General features: G+C 68.2%; 12 protein-coding genes. 11 read left to right on the plus strand and 1 reads right to left on the minus strand.

Features of this window, described 5'->3' with window-relative positions:
- Window positions 1-104 precede the first annotated feature (104 nt).
- The 8 genes from KW830_RS12125 to KW830_RS12160 all read left to right on the plus strand — a co-directional run bounded on the left by KW830_RS12125 (window position 105) and on the right by KW830_RS12160 (window position 9,732).
- Window positions 105-1,502 carry an FAD-binding oxidoreductase gene (locus KW830_RS12125; RefSeq protein ID WP_083520486.1) on the plus strand — a complete coding sequence of 466 codons (1,398 nt, stop codon included), beginning with the start codon at window positions 105-107 and terminating at the stop codon, window positions 1,500-1,502.
- 41 nt (window positions 1,503-1,543) lie between these two features.
- Entirely contained in the window at window positions 1,544-2,359 is an 816-nt protein-coding gene (hutG, locus tag KW830_RS12130; RefSeq protein WP_218333315.1) for an N-formylglutamate deformylase, read from the plus strand.
- Between the two features lie 47 nt (window positions 2,360-2,406).
- Window positions 2,407-3,528, plus strand: a complete 1,122-nt coding sequence (locus KW830_RS12135) for a histidinol-phosphate transaminase (RefSeq protein ID WP_218333316.1) — start codon at window positions 2,407-2,409, stop codon at window positions 3,526-3,528.
- Window positions 3,529-3,545: 17 nt separating this feature from the next.
- On the plus strand, window positions 3,546-4,214 hold the full coding sequence (gene alkB / locus KW830_RS12140; RefSeq protein WP_066538625.1) for a DNA oxidative demethylase AlkB: 669 nt from the start codon (window positions 3,546-3,548) through the stop codon (window positions 4,212-4,214).
- A gap of 83 nt (window positions 4,215-4,297) precedes the next feature.
- The gene (locus KW830_RS12145; RefSeq protein WP_066538626.1) at window positions 4,298-5,362 is read left to right on the plus strand and encodes a homocysteine S-methyltransferase family protein; all 1,065 of its coding nucleotides are present in this window, start codon (window positions 4,298-4,300) and stop codon (window positions 5,360-5,362) included.
- 149 nt (window positions 5,363-5,511) lie between these two features.
- A complete protein-coding gene (locus KW830_RS12150; protein WP_066538627.1) occupies window positions 5,512-6,735 on the plus strand; it encodes a hypothetical protein in 1,224 nt (407 codons plus the stop codon).
- Window positions 6,736-7,006: 271 nt separating this feature from the next.
- Entirely contained in the window at window positions 7,007-9,304 is a 2,298-nt protein-coding gene (locus tag KW830_RS12155) for a nitric-oxide reductase large subunit (protein ID WP_218333317.1), read from the plus strand.
- A complete protein-coding gene (locus KW830_RS12160) occupies window positions 9,304-9,732 on the plus strand; it encodes a hemerythrin domain-containing protein (RefSeq protein ID WP_218333318.1) in 429 nt (142 codons plus the stop codon). The genes KW830_RS12155 and KW830_RS12160 overlap by 1 nt, the downstream gene beginning before the upstream one ends.
- 68 nt (window positions 9,733-9,800) lie before the next feature.
- Here the strand turns inward: KW830_RS12160 and KW830_RS12165 are convergent, their stop codons facing one another.
- Entirely contained in the window at window positions 9,801-10,730 is a 930-nt protein-coding gene (locus tag KW830_RS12165) for a LysR substrate-binding domain-containing protein (protein WP_218333319.1), read from the minus strand.
- Between the two features lie 147 nt (window positions 10,731-10,877).
- Between KW830_RS12165 and KW830_RS12170 the strand changes: the two genes are divergently transcribed.
- From KW830_RS12170 to KW830_RS12180, 3 genes are all read left to right on the plus strand, one after another.
- Window positions 10,878-11,768, plus strand: coding sequence for a MaoC family dehydratase N-terminal domain-containing protein (locus tag KW830_RS12170; protein WP_218333320.1), 891 nt, complete (start codon window positions 10,878-10,880; stop codon window positions 11,766-11,768).
- A gap of 84 nt (window positions 11,769-11,852) precedes the next feature.
- Entirely contained in the window at window positions 11,853-13,019 is a 1,167-nt protein-coding gene (locus tag KW830_RS12175; RefSeq protein ID WP_218333321.1) for an acyl-CoA dehydrogenase family protein, read from the plus strand.
- A gap of 19 nt (window positions 13,020-13,038) precedes the next feature.
- Window positions 13,039-14,235 (plus strand): CaiB/BaiF CoA-transferase family protein, encoded by a 1,197-nt coding sequence (locus tag KW830_RS12180; protein WP_218333322.1) that lies wholly within the window; start codon window positions 13,039-13,041, stop codon window positions 14,233-14,235.
- The last annotated feature ends 3 nt before the right edge of the window (window positions 14,236-14,238 follow it).

Here is a 14,238-nt window from a genome sequence, read left to right on the forward strand (position 1 = left end):
CCTGACGGCACCGGGCGCATGGCACGACAATGCCGAGGTGCATCTCCCGCAGCCCCCGGCTCACCCCGGGGGCTGTGTGCCGTTTGAAAAGGTTTCCTGCTCCCATGTCCCTTCCCTCCATCGACTCTTTTCTCTCCGCGCTGCAGCAGCAGTTGGGCGACGCGGCCGTCCAGACGGGCGCCGCGGTGGAAGCGCGCTTCCACACCGACTGGAGCGGCCAGCCGCCCGTGGCCCCGCTGGCCCTGGTGCGCCCGCGCAGCACCGAGGAGGTGGCAGCCGTGCTGCGCCTGTGCCATGCCCACCGCATCGCCGTGGTGCCGCAGGGCGGTCTGACCGGCCTGGCCGGTGGTGCCGTGCCGGTGCAAGGCTGTGTGGCGCTGTCGCTGGAGCGCATGAATGCCATGGAAGCCGTGGACGCCCGCACCGGCCTGGTGACGGTGCAGGCCGGTGTCACGCTGCAGGCGGTGCAGGAAGCCGCCGTGGCGGCCGGCATGGTGTTCGGCGTGGACCTGGGCGCACGCGGCAGCTGCCAGATCGGCGGCAATGTCTCCACCAATGCCGGCGGCAACGGCGTGCTGCAGCACGGCATGATGCGCGAGCAGGTGCTGGGTCTGGAAGTGGTGCTGGCCGACGGCACGGTGCTGCCCATGCTGCGCCCCATGCTGAAGAACAACACCGGCTACGACCTCAAGCAGTTCTTCATCGGCGCCGAAGGGACGCTGGGTGTCATCACCCGCGTGCTGCTGCGCCTGCGCCCCATGCCCCAGGCCAAGGCCACGGCCCTGGTGGCGGTGCCGCATTTCGATGCCGCGCTGGCCGTGCTGCAGCGCATGCAAGGCCGTTTCGGCAACAGCGTGGCCGCGTTCGAGCTGATGTGGGACAGCTTTGTGCAGGCCTCCATCCAGTGGCAGAAACTGCAGGCCCCGCTGGCCGAGCGCCACCCGCTGCTGGCGCTGATCGACGTGGACGGCAAGGACGAAGCCAGTCTGCGCGATGCCGTGGAAGAGGCCCTGGGCGAAGCCATGGAAGCAGGTGAAGTGGCCGACGCCGTGATCGCCCAGTCGCACACCCAGGCCCGCACGCTGTGGAAGCTGCGCGAAGCGCCGGCCGAGCTGAACACCCAGATGCACCCCCCGATCAATTTCGATGTCAGCCTGCCGCAGGCCGACATCGGCCGTTTTGCGCAAGCCATCCAGGCGGACTTCGATGCGCGCTGGCCCGGCCACCACACGCTGTTCTTCGGCCATGTGGGCGATGGCAATCTGCATGTCTCCACCGACGGCGCCACCGTCCGCGGCGAATGCGACGCGGTGGAAGCCGCGCTGTACGCGCAGGTGGAACGGTTCCACGGCAGCGTCTCGGCCGAGCACGGCATCGGCCTGCACAAAAAGCCTTTCCTGCATGCCAGCCGCACGCCGCAGGAGTTGGCGGCCATGCGCGCCATCAAGGCCGCGCTGGACCCGCTGAATCTGATGAACCCCGGCAAGGTGTTCGACCTGTAAACCACCTGGCCTCCCAGGCCCGCATCTCTCCCATGCACGCTATGACCGATATCGCTCCCTTCCATTTCCACCAGGGCTCCCTGCCCTTGCTGGTGTCCATGCCGCACGCGGGCACGCATGTGCCGGCCGACATCGCGGCCCTGCTCACCGACGAAGCCAGCCAGGTGCCCGACACCGACTGGCATATGCCCGAGCTCTACGCCTTTGCCAAGGCCATGGGCGCCTCCATCCTGGCGGCCACCCATTCGCGCTATGTGGTAGACCTGAACCGCTCCCCCGATGGGGCCAGCCTCTACCCCGGCCAGAGCGTGACCGGCCTGTGCCCGGTGGACACCTTTGACGACACGCCCCTGTACCAGCGTGCCGAGGACCAGCCGGACGACGCCGAAGTGGCGCGCCGCCGCAGCACCTACTGGGCGCCCTACCATGCCCAGCTGCGTGCCGAGCTGGACCGCCTGCGTGCCGAGCATGGCCGTGTGCTGCTGTGGGATGCGCATTCCATCCGCTCGGTGCTGCCGCGTTTTTTCGACGGCAAGCTGCCCGATCTGAACCTGGGAACCGCCGATGGCGCCAGCTGCGCGCCGGAACTGGCGCAGCAGCTGCTGGCCATTGCCGAGCAGGCCCCCGGCGCCACGGCGGTGCTCAACGGCCGCTTCAAAGGCGGCTACATTACGCGCCATTACGGCCAGCCGGAGCAGGGCATCCACGCCGTGCAGCTGGAGCTGACGCAGTGCAGCTACATGCAGGAAACGCTGCCCTTTGCCTACCTGCCCGAACGTGCCGGCGCCCTCCAGCCCACGCTGCAGCAGCTGCTGCAGACGGCCCTGACCTGGGTGCAGCAGCCGGCACAACCCTGAGAGACAACGGCGGCGACGGCACCCCGCACCGCGCCGCCTTTTTTGCCATGAACGAGAACATTGCCCAACTGGCACGCCCCGAAGTGCCCACCTTGCCTGCCTACAACGCCGGTCTGTCGTCCGATGCCGTGCGCACCCGTTACGGCGTGCAGCACATCGCCCGCCTGGGCAGCAACGAGAACCCCCATGGTCCCAGCCCCCGCGTGGGCGCGGCCCTGGTGGATCTGGCACGCCAGATCCAGTACTACCCGGACGCCAGTGCCACCACGCTGCGCGATGCACTGGCCGCCCGCCACGCGGTGCAGCCAGGCCAGCTGGTGCTGGGCAACGGTTCGGAAGACATCCTCCAGATGCTGTGCCAGGCCTTCACCGGCGTGGGCGATGTGGTGCTGACCCAGCGCCCGTCCTTCGGCCTGCACGAGATCTACCCGCGCATGATGGGCGCCAGCGTGGAGCTGGTGGAGCTGACGGCCGATCTGGAATTCGATCTGGCCGCCTGGTGCGCCGCGCTGCAGCGTGCGCCCAAGCTGGCGTTCATTGCCAACCCGTCCAACCCGGTGGGCTGCATGTGGACGGCCGAGCAGTTCGCCCAGCTGCTGCAGGCCGCGTCGCCGCAGACCCTGCTGGTGGTGGACGAGGCCTATGTGGAATACGCCAGCCTCACGCCCGGCTACCCCGACACCCTGGCCCAGCTGCAGGACTGCGGCAAGCCCTGGATCGTGCTGCGCACCTTCTCCAAGGCCTGGGGCCTGGCCGGTCTGCGCGTGGGCTATGGCGTGGCGGGAGACGCCGCCACCATTGCCCTGCTGGACCGGGTGCGCACACCGTTCAACGTGAACCAGGCCGCCCAGGTGGCGGCCATGGCCGCGCTGAAGGACGAAGCCTATATGCGCCGCAGTGTGCAGGCCACGGTGCTGGAGCGCGAGGCGCTGGCCCAGCGCCTGCGCACTGCCGGGCTGCGCGTGGCGCCGTTGGCCACCAATTTCCTGTTTGTGGAAGTGGGGCGCGATGCAGCCGTGGTGGCCGAAGGCCTGCTGGCCAAGGGCGTCATCATCAAGCCATGGAAGGAGCCGGGCTTCACCCAGTTCCTGCGCGTGTCCGTGGGCCTGCAGGAAGACAACCAGCGCTTTGTGCAGGCGCTGTCGGCCGTGCTGGGACGGCCCATCTAAGCCGCCGGGCACGCACCATGACGGCCTCGCTGTTCGATGACCCGCCCCAGCCCGTGGAGCGCATGGCCATCGACGATGGGGCCTGGCTGCTGCGCGGCTGGGCGCTGGAGCAGCAGACGCAGTGGATAGCCGCCGTGCAGCAGGTGCTGGCCTTGCAGCCGCTGCGGGCCAGCTGCACGCCCAGCGGCAAGCCCATGTCGGTGCGCATGAGCAACTGCGGCGCCTACGGCTGGGTCACCGATGCGGCGGGCTACCGCTACAGCGCCACCAACCCGGACACCGGCGTGGCCTGGCCGGCGATGCCGGATTTCCTGCGTGACCAGGCCGTGGCCGCAGCAGCGGCGGCGGGCTACCCCGGCTATGCGCCGGATGTGTGCCTGGTCAACCAGTACCTGCCGGGGGCCCGCATGGGCCTGCACCGCGATGCGGACGAGCAGGACTGGGCCGCGCCCATCGTCTCGGTCTCGCTGGGGTTGCCCTGCCGCTTCCAGTGGGGCGGGCTGGAGCGCAGCAGCCCGGTGCGGCGTTTCACGCTGCTGCACGGTGATGTGCTGGTCTGGGGCGGCGCCACGCGCATGGCCTACCACGGGGTGCTGCCGCTGCAGGACGGCGCCCACCCGCTGCTGGGGCCCCGGCGCTGGAACCTGACCTTCCGCATGGCGCGCAGCCATTACCGGCCGCAGTGACGGCTGACGGGTTGCCGGCCCGCGCGGGCCGCGATGCACCCGCTGCTGCGCGGGGCGGGCCGCTCTTCCTACAATCGGGGGTTATGAGCCTGCCCACCTACACCCGCGCCCAAGAACTGCCCGCCACCCTGGCCCAACGCCTTGTCATCCTCGACGGGGCCATGGGCACCATGATCCAGCGCTTCAAGCTGGGTGAGGCCCAGTACCGGGGCGAAGGCTACAGCGGCGCCGATGGCGCAGGCGATCGCTTCACCGACTTTCCCCGCGACGTGAAGGGCAACAACGAGCTGCTGTCCATCACCCGCCCGGACGTGATCCGTGACATCCATGAAAAGTACCTGGCGGCCGGAGCGGACCTGATCGAAACCAACACCTTCGGCGCCACGACCGTGGCGCAGGAGGACTACGGCATGGCCGAGCTGGCGCGCGAGATGAACCTCAAGAGCGCCCAGCTGGCCCGCGCCGCCTGCGACAAGTACAGCGTCAACGGCCGCATCTGCTATGTGGCCGGCGCCCTGGGCCCCACGCCCAAGACCGCATCCATCAGCCCCGACGTGAACGACCCGGGGGCCCGCAACGTCACGTTCGAGCAGCTGCGCCAGGCCTATTTCGAGCAGACCGTGGCCCTGATCGAAGGCGGCGCGGACGTGATCCTGGTGGAAACCATTTTCGACACGCTCAACGCCAAGGCCGCGCTGTTCGCGGTCGAGGAAGCCTTCGATGCCACCGGCGAGCGACTGCCCATCATGATCAGCGGCACCGTCACCGATGCCTCGGGCCGCATTCTGAGCGGGCAGACGGTCACCGCCTTCTGGCACAGCGTGCGCCACAGCAACCCGCTGTCGGTGGGCCTGAACTGCGCGCTGGGTGCCACGCTGATGCGCCCCTACATCCAGGAGCTGGCCAAGGCTGCACCGGACACCTTCATCAGCTGCTACCCCAATGCCGGCCTGCCCAACCCCATGAGCGACACCGGCTTTGACGAGACCCCCGACATCACCGGCCGCCTGGTGCATGAATTTGCGGCCGAAGGCCTGGTGAATATCGTCGGCGGCTGCTGCGGCACCACGCCCGACCATATCGGCGCCATCGCCCGGGCCGTGCAGTCCACCACCACCCGCAAGCTGTTCTATCCTGCCCACGCCTGAAGGCGCGGTGCGCACCCTCAGCCAGGTGGAAACATGGCACGCCCTGCCACGGTGGCCTGCAGCGCCAGCGACCCTCACGGCAGCGCGTTCAGGGTGCCGCCGGGCATGCCCGTAGGGCCTGGCGGGCGCAACTGTTCTACAGTCGGGCCGTGACCACCTCCCTGCCTTCCTCGCTCACCCCGACCGCAGCCCCTGCCGCTGCGGCGCCCACGGCCGCCACCAGTGCGGCCGGTGCCGTGTTGCCAGTCTCGGGCGTGGCCTCTGCCGCCCAGGTGGCACCCATCCTGGCGGCGGCGCAGGCGGCCCTGGCCAAGACCGTCAACCTGTCACCCCAGGCGCAGCAGGCGATCAAGGCCGAGGCCTTTGCCCAGCTGGTGTCCCAACTGGTGCAGCAGATCCAGGGGGGCACGGTGCAGCTGCCCGCCAACTGGCCGGCGGGTGGGGTCACTCCCCAGTGGCAGGCCTTGCTGGCCGCCCTGGTGCAGCAGGCTTCGGCCGGCCAGCCGCTGCCGCAGCAACTGCTCAGCGTGCAGTCCTGGCCTGCGGCGCTGGCCCAGGCGGTGCTGCAAAGCGGGGCCGGCAGTACGGCGGGGGCACCGGTCCCGCCTTCAACCACCCCCGCGTCCGCTGCTCCTGCACCACAGGCGCCCGCAGGTGCCGGCGCGGCAGCGGCGTCGGCCGCATCGCCAGGTGCTTCCGGTGCTGCCGGGCAGACGGCTGGAGCCGGCACGCCAGCGGCCACCGTGCGGCCCGCCTTGCCGGCGTTGCAGAACTGGCTGGTACAGCAGGGCGTGCTGCAGGGCCCGGATGGCGAGCGGGCTTTCACCTTGACGCTGCGGGTTCCCGTGGCCTGGGCCCAGGCGCAAAGCGTGTTGGGCCAGGCGCTGGGGGCGCAGCTGGCAGGAGGCGGTCCGGCACTGTCCGGCAGTGCCCTGGGGGCCTTGCTGCTGCCCTACGGCAGCAGTGTGCAGCAGTTGGCCAATGCCACGTTCGGCCTGGTGCTGGCGCCGCAAGGACTGCCCGCGGCGCAGACCCAGGCCATGCGCACCAGTGCCGTGCTGCAGCTGGAGTTTCAGCCCATGCCGATGGCGGCCAGCCAGGTCGCACAGCAGGCGGTCACGGCGGGCCTGTTGCCCGCCGGCATGCTGCCGCAGGAGGCCTACCAGGCCCTGCTGGCGCGGGGCGGAGATCCCTGGCTGCACATGGCCCAGCAACAGGCCAGCGGCCAGCTGCCGCGCGAGCGCCAGCAGCATGGCAGCGACGGCCAATGCAACCGCGCTGGCTGCCAGTACCAGGGCCGCGCCGAATGCGCCCAGCCATTCTGTGCCGAGATGAACAGCCTGTGGGCCGCATCGCGCTCCAGCCGCCTCTGACCGCCCCGGTGTCCCTGCCGAAGTCCGTGTGTGTGGCCGTGGCCGGATGTCGTGGTGAGGTAGGGTGTTTATGACCCTGCGCCGGGTGATTTGCACCTCTTGAGATGGGGTGAAAAAAACCTGGTGGTGTCGCAAGTGTTTGATTTGATTGCCTGATAGGGCTGGCCCCGGCTTTGCTCACAGCCTGCCATCCATCGTTACAGGCAAGGCACTATGAACACTTCGTTGAACCACCACCCTGCAGCCGCCGTGGCGGCCCCGGAGGTGCACCATGGGTAGCTACCGCAAACACTGGCTGGCCTTGATCGCGGTGCTGATCGTCACCTTCAGCCTGCTGGGCTATTACGGCCGCGAGGTCTACCGCCAGGCGCCGCCGATTCCGGACCGCGTTGCCACGGCCGGCGGGGAGGTGCTCTACACGCAGGAAAGCATCCTCGACGGCCAGACGGCCTGGCAGTCGGTTGGTGGCATGCAGCTGGGCTCCATCTGGGGCCATGGCGCCTACCAGGCGCCGGACTGGACGGCCGACTGGCTGCACCGCGAACTGACGGCCTGGCTGGAGGTGGCGGCCGAGCGTGAGCAGGGTAAGCCCTTTGCCCAGCTGGATGCCGCCGCCCAGGCCGTGCTGCGCGACCGGCTCAAGACCGAATACCGCAGCAACACCTTCGATGCCGCCACGGGCACGGCCACGGTGTCGGACCTGCGGGCCGAGGCCATTGCGCGTACGGCGCGGTACTACGACGAGCTGTTCAGCGATGCCCCGGCGCTGCAAAAAAGCCGCGAGCATTTCGCCATGAAGGAAAACACCCTGCCCAGCGCGGAACGCCGCGCGCAGATGGCGGGTTTCTTCTTCTGGACGGCCTGGGCCGCCGCGACCGAACGCCCGGCCGATGTGGGCGGCAGCGGCGCGACCTACACCAACAACTGGCCGCACGAGCCGCTGATCGGCAACCAGCCCACGGGGGAGAACCTGGTCTGGTCGATCATGAGCGTGGTGGTGATGATGGCCGGCGTGGGCTTTCTGGTCTGGGGCTGGTCCTTCCTGCGCAAGCAGGAGGAAGACGATCCCACCCCGCCGGTGCACGATCCCCTCAGCCGCGTGCCACTGACCCCGTCGCAGCGCGCCCTGGGCAAGTACCTGTTCCTGGTGGTGGCGCTGTTCACCACCCAGGTGTTCCTGGGCGGCTTCACCGCCCACTACACGGTCGAAGGCCAGCAGTTCTACGGCGTGGATGTGTCGCAGTGGTTCCCGTATGCGCTGGTGCGCACCTGGCACATCCAGAGCGCCCTGTTCTGGATTGCCACCGGCTTTCTGGCGGCCGGCCTGTTCTTGGCACCGCTGATCCACGGCGGCAAGGACCCCAAGTACCAGAAGCTGGGCGTGGACATTCTGTTCTGGGCCCTGGTCGTGGTGTGCGTGGGCTCCTTCATCGGCAACTACTTCGCCATTGCCCAGGTGCTGCCGCCGGAATGGAACTTCTGGCTGGGCCACCAGGGCTATGAGTACGTTGACCTGGGTCGCCTGTGGCAGATCGGCAAGTTCGCCGGCATCGTCTTCTGGCTGGTGCTGATGGCGCGCGGCATCTTCCCTGCGCTGCTGGCACCCAGCGGGCAGGACAAGAACCTGCTGGCGCTGCTGACCTGCTCGGTGGTCTGCATCGGGCTGTTCTATGGCTCCGGCCTGTTCTACGGCGAACGCACCCACCTGTCGGTGATGGAGTACTGGCGCTGGTGGGTGGTGCACCTGTGGGTGGAAGGTTTCTTCGAGGTCTTTGCCACCACGGCGCTGGCCTTCATCTTCTCGACCCTGGGTCTGGTGTCCTACCGCATGGCCACGGCGGCCAGCCTGGCTTCGGCCTCGCTGTTCATGCTGGGCGGCGTACCCGGCACCTTCCACCACCTCTACTTCGCGGGTACCACCACCCCGGTGATGGCCGTGGGCGCATCGTTCAGCGCACTGGAAGTGGTGCCGCTGGTGGTGCTGGGCCATGAGGCCTGGGAACACTGGCGCCTGCAGCACCGCACGCCCTGGATGGCCCACCTCAAGTGGCCGCTGATGTGCTTTGTGGCCGTGGCGTTCTGGAACATGCTGGGGGCGGGGGTCTTCGGCTTCATGATCAACCCGCCCATCTCGCTGTACTACCTGCAAGGCCTGAACACCACGCCGGTGCATGCCCATGCCGCGCTGTTCGGCGTCTACGGTTTCCTGGCCCTGGGCTTCACGCTGATGGTGCTGCGCTATGTGCGCCCGCAGCTGGTGTTCAGCGACAGCCTGATGCGCACCGGCTTCTGGTGGCTCAACGCCGGTCTGGCGCTGATGATGTTCACCAGCCTGCTGCCCATCGGCCTGTTCCAGTTCCACGCCAGCGTCAGCGAAGGCCTGTGGTACGCCCGCAGCGAAGCCTTCCTGCAGCAGCCCTTCCTGCAGACCCTGCGCTGGGTGCGCACCTTCGGGGATGTGGTCTTCATCGTCGGCGCCCTGTGCGTGAGCTGGCAGGTGGTGCGTGGACTGTTTGACACCCCGGCGCCTGCGGCCCCGGCCGATGCCGTGCTGGTGAAAGGCGTGTGATGCAGATCGACAAGTTCAAGCACCAGCATGGCGACATCAAGCGCCGCATCGCCGAGCTGCGGGATCTGGCCCGCGCCGGCGCGGACACCCATGCCGAGGAAATTGCCCAGGGCATTGTGGCCATGAGCGCGCTGATCAAGCTGCACCTGGCGGTAGAGGACCAGGTGCTGTACCCGGCGCTGCAGGTCGACCACCAGAGCGATCTGGCCCGGCTGGCGCGCCACTACCAGAGCGACATGGTGCCGATCGCTGCGGCCTACGACGCGTTTGCGCGGCGCTGGAACACCAGCCAGCGCGTGCGCGAGGATGCCCAAGGCTTCCGCGACGACGCCAACCTGGTGCTGCGCAAGCTGCACGAACGCATGCTGCGCGAGGACCGGGAGTTCTATCCGCAGATCGAGGCGCAGGAGCTGGCAGACGCGCACTGAAACGGCTTGTGTGAGTGATCCATCGTTGCGGCCCCCTCGGGGCCGCTTTTTTGTGGCCTGGCGGTGGCTTATCCGGCGGGTGCACCGGCCCCTTGCGGCGCGGCCTGGGGCAGGTGGTAGGCCTGGATGGCATCCATCAAGGCCTGCACATGGGGGGAGGGCATCTGCCCTTCGCGCAGCAGCATGTAGCGCGGGCGCACGGCCCAGGCATCCTGCAGCTGCACGCGGTGCAGCGGGCTCTGGCTGCGATGGCGCAGCGCCGCACTTTCCGGCACCACGGCCACCCCCACGCCGGCGGCCACCATGCGGCACATGGCGTCGAAGTTGGACAGCTGGATGCGCAGCCGCAGCGTGTGGCCCAGCTGCTGGCCGATCTGGTCCAGAAAGGTCTGCAGCGTGCTGTGGCGGTGCATGCCGACAAAGTGCTCGTGCAGCACCTGGGCAAACGCGATCTGCTGGTGGCTGCGCCAGGCGGGTGTGTCCGGGGTGACCAGCACCAGGCGGTCGGTGCTGAAGTGCAGGCTGGTCAGGCCGTGGGTGTCCACCTCGCCGGCGATGATGCCCAGGTCCGCCCGGCCTTCGCGGATGTCGTGCGCAATGTGGGCATTGGGGCGCTCCTGCAGGTCCACGCTGATGTGCGGGTGCTGCATCAGGTAGGCGGCCAGGATGTCGGGCATGAACTCCGTCACCGCCGTGGTGTTGGCAAAGACGCGCACATGGCCGCGCAGGCCGGCGCCGTATTCCTGCAGATCGGCCTGCAGCTGGCGGGTCTGCTCCAGCATGGCGCGGGCATGGTGCAGAAAGGCCTCGCCTGGCGGCGACAGGCGCACCCCGCGAGCCTCTCGAATCAACAAAGGCATGCCGGCCTGCTCCTCCAGCGCCTTGATGCGCGCGCTGGTCGCCGCCAGCGACAGATGAGACTGCTCTGAAGCACGTGTCAGGCTTCCTGTCTGTGCTATCAAAAGAAATAGACGCAGGTCCTTGAGTTCCAGTTGCATGGCGGCAGAGGGTTTCTACTTAAAACGGAGAGCCTTCCAAAAAACGGAAGGATGGCTTGCAAACTGTGTGATTGTAGACAGGGGATGGCAGCGCCAAGATGCGCCATCGGCCCGGCTTGTGTGTCTGGGCTTTGGACTGCACGCACCATGAGCGATTTCTCCCCCCTGATCGACGCCGCCGCCCTGGCCCATCTGCAAACCTGGCAAGGCAAGTCCGAGACCACGCCCGACAGCATCACCACGGCGCCGCTGCGTGCGCTGTCGGCCACGCTGGACCGTGACGATGCCCCGCCCGTACCCGGCAGCGTGGTGCCGCCGCTGTGGCACTGGCTGTATTTCCTGCCGCATGCGCGCCAGAGCGAGATCGGCCTGGACGGCCACCCCCGGCGCGGCGGCTTTCTGCCGCCGGTGCCGCTGCCGCGCCGCATGTGGGCGGGCGGCCGCCTGCGCTGGGACAGCGGCAACGCGCTCCAGGTCGGGCAGGAGGTGGAACGCACCTCCACCATCCAGTCGGTCAAGCACAAGGCCGGCCGCTCGGGCGAGCTGCTGTTTGTGCAGGTGGAGCACCAGTTCCGCAACGCCCGGGGCGTGGCGCTGACGGAGGAGCACGACATCGTCTACCGCCCGCTGGCACAGCCTGGCGAAGCTGCACCGCCCCCGCAGACCCCGCCGCTGGCCGGCCAGGCCGCGTGGTCGCGCACCATCGTGCCGGACGATGTGCTGCTGTTCCGCTACTCCGCGCTGACCTTCAACGGCCACCGCATCCACTACGACCGCCAGTACGTCACCCAGGTGGAAGGCTATCCCGGCCTGATCGTGCACGGTCCGCTGATCGCCACCTTGCTGGTGGACCTGGTGCGCCGCAGCGTGCCTGGCGCGCAGCTGGCCAGTTTTGCCTTCAAGGCCGTGCGCCCCACGTTCGACCTGCATGCCTTCAGCGTGCACGGCACACCTTCGGCCGACGGCAAGACCATCGCGCTGTGGGCCCAGGACCACGAGGGCTGGCTGACCATGCAGGCCACCGCCACGCTGGCCTGAGCGGCCCCCGCATTCACCACACCCCGGCCGCCTGCACCGCCGCAGGCCAGCCCAGCAGCCGTTCCGGCTGGAAGAGACCACGCCATGATTGAACAGACCCAGAGCAACAACTACCCCGAGATCCGCGACGCCATCCGCGACCTGTGCAAAGGCTTTCCGGACGAGTATTTCCGCAAGGTGGACGAAGAGCGCGCCTACCCCGAAGCCTTTGTCAACGCACTGACCGAAGCCGGCTGGCTGGCCGCGCTGATCCCGCAGGAATATGGCGGCTCCGGCCTGGGCCTGACCGAAGCCTCGGTCATCATGGAAGAAATCAACCGCTGCGGCGGCAACTCCGGTGCCTGCCACGGCCAGATGTACAACATGGGCACGCTGCTGCGCCATGGCTCTGAAGCGCAGAAGCAGAAGTACCTGCCCAAGATCGCCAGCGGCGCCTGGCGCCTGCAGTCCATGGGCGTGACCGAGCCCACCACCGGCACCGACACCACCAAGATCAAGACCAGCGCCGTCAAGCGCGGCGACAAATACGTCATCAACGGCCAGAAGGTGTGGATCAGCCGCATCCAGCACAGCGACTTCATGATTCTGCTGGCGCGCACCACGCCGCTGACCGAGGTGAAGAAGAAGTCCGAAGGCATGTCCATCTTCATGGTCGACCTGCGCGAGGCCGAGAAGAAGGGCATGACCGTGCGCCCCATTCCCAACATGGTCAACCACGAGACCAACGAGCTGTTCTTCGAGAACCTGGAGCTGCCCGAAGACAGCCTCATCGGTGAAGAAGGCAAGGGCTTCAAGTACATCCTGGATGGCCTGAACGCCGAGCGCACGCTGATCGCCGCCGAGTGCATCGGCGACGGCTACTGGTTCATGGACCGCGTGACCCAGTACGTGAAGGACCGCACCGTGTTCGGTCGCCCCATCGGCCAGAACCAGGGCGTGCAGTTCCCGATTGCCGAAACCTTCATCGAGCTGGAAGCCGCCAACCTGATGCGCTGGAAAGCCTGCGAATTGTTCGACCGGCACGAAGCCATGGGCGCCCAGGCCAACATGGCCAAGTACCTGGCGGCCAAGGCCAGCTGGGAAGCGGCCAACGCCTGCCTGCAGTTCCACGGCGGCTTCGGCTTTGCCTGCGAATACGACGTGGAACGCAAATTCCGCGAGACGCGGCTCTACCAGGTGGCGCCCATCTCCACCAACCTGATCTATTCCTACGTGGCCGAGCACCTGTTGGGCTTGCCCCGTTCCTTCTGAGCACCGGGGGACATCCGACATGGCACTCTCTGAACGCCCCCGTCCGCTGGACGGCATCACCGTCGTCTCGCTGGAACATGCGGTGGCCGCACCGTTCTGCACGCGCCAGCTGGCCGATCTGGGCGCGCGCGTCATCAAGGTGGAACGCCCCGGCAGCGGGGACTTTGCACGCGGCTACGACCAGCGCGTGAACGGCCAGTCTTCGCACTTCACCTGGATCAACCGCAGCAAGCAAAGCCTGGCGCTGGACGTGAAGCAGCCCCAGGCCAAGCAGGCCTTGCTGGCCTTGCTGGCCAGCGCCGATGTGCTGGTGCAGAACCTGGCGCCCGGCGCGGCAGCACGCATGGGCCTGTCGTACGAGGCGCTGAAGGCGCACAACCCCCGGCTGATCGTCTGCGACATCAGCGGCTACGGCAGCGACGGCCCCTACCGCGACAAAAAGGCCTACGACCTGCTGATCCAGAGCGAGGCCGGCTTCCTGTCCGTCACCGGCACACCGGAGACGCCCAGCAAATCCGGCATTTCGGTGGCCGACATTGCGGCGGGCATGTACGCCTACACCAACATCCTCTCGGCCCTGCTGCTGCGCGGCAAGACGGGTGAGGGCAGCCACATCGATGTGTCCATGCTCGAAGCCATGGGCGAATGGATGGGCTACCCGCTGTACTACGCCTACGACGGCGCCACGCCGCCGCCGCGCACCGGCGCATCGCACGCCAGCATCTACCCCTATGGCCCGTTCCAGGCCGGGGATGGCGGCACCGTGATGCTGGGCCTGCAGAACGAGCGCGAATGGAAAGCCTTCTGCGACGCCGTGCTGCTGCGCCCCGAAGTGGCCACCGATGCACGCTTCAACAGCAATGCCAACCGCAACGCCCACCGCGCGGCGCTGCAGGAGCTGATCCTGCAGGAATTCCAGGTGCTCACCGCGGCCCAGCTGGTGGAGCGGCTGGAGACGGCGGGGATTGCCAACGCCCGCGTCAACGACATGGCCGGCCTGTGGGCCCACCCGCAGCTGGCGGCACGCCAGCGCTGGCGCACCGTGGACACGCCGGCGGGCGAGGTGCAGGCGCTGCTGCCGCCGGGCGTGAACAGCGCCTTCGACTACCGCATGGACCCGATTCCCGCCGTGGGCCAGCACAACGCCGCCATCCTGGCCGAGCTGGGCTGGAGCGCGGAGCAGGTGGCCGCGCTGCAGCAGGCACAGACGGCCTGAGCA

The sequence above is a fragment of the Comamonas sp. CMM03 genome, assembly GCF_019218715.1.
GTDB lineage: Bacteria > Pseudomonadota > Gammaproteobacteria > Burkholderiales > Burkholderiaceae_C > Comamonas > Comamonas terrigena.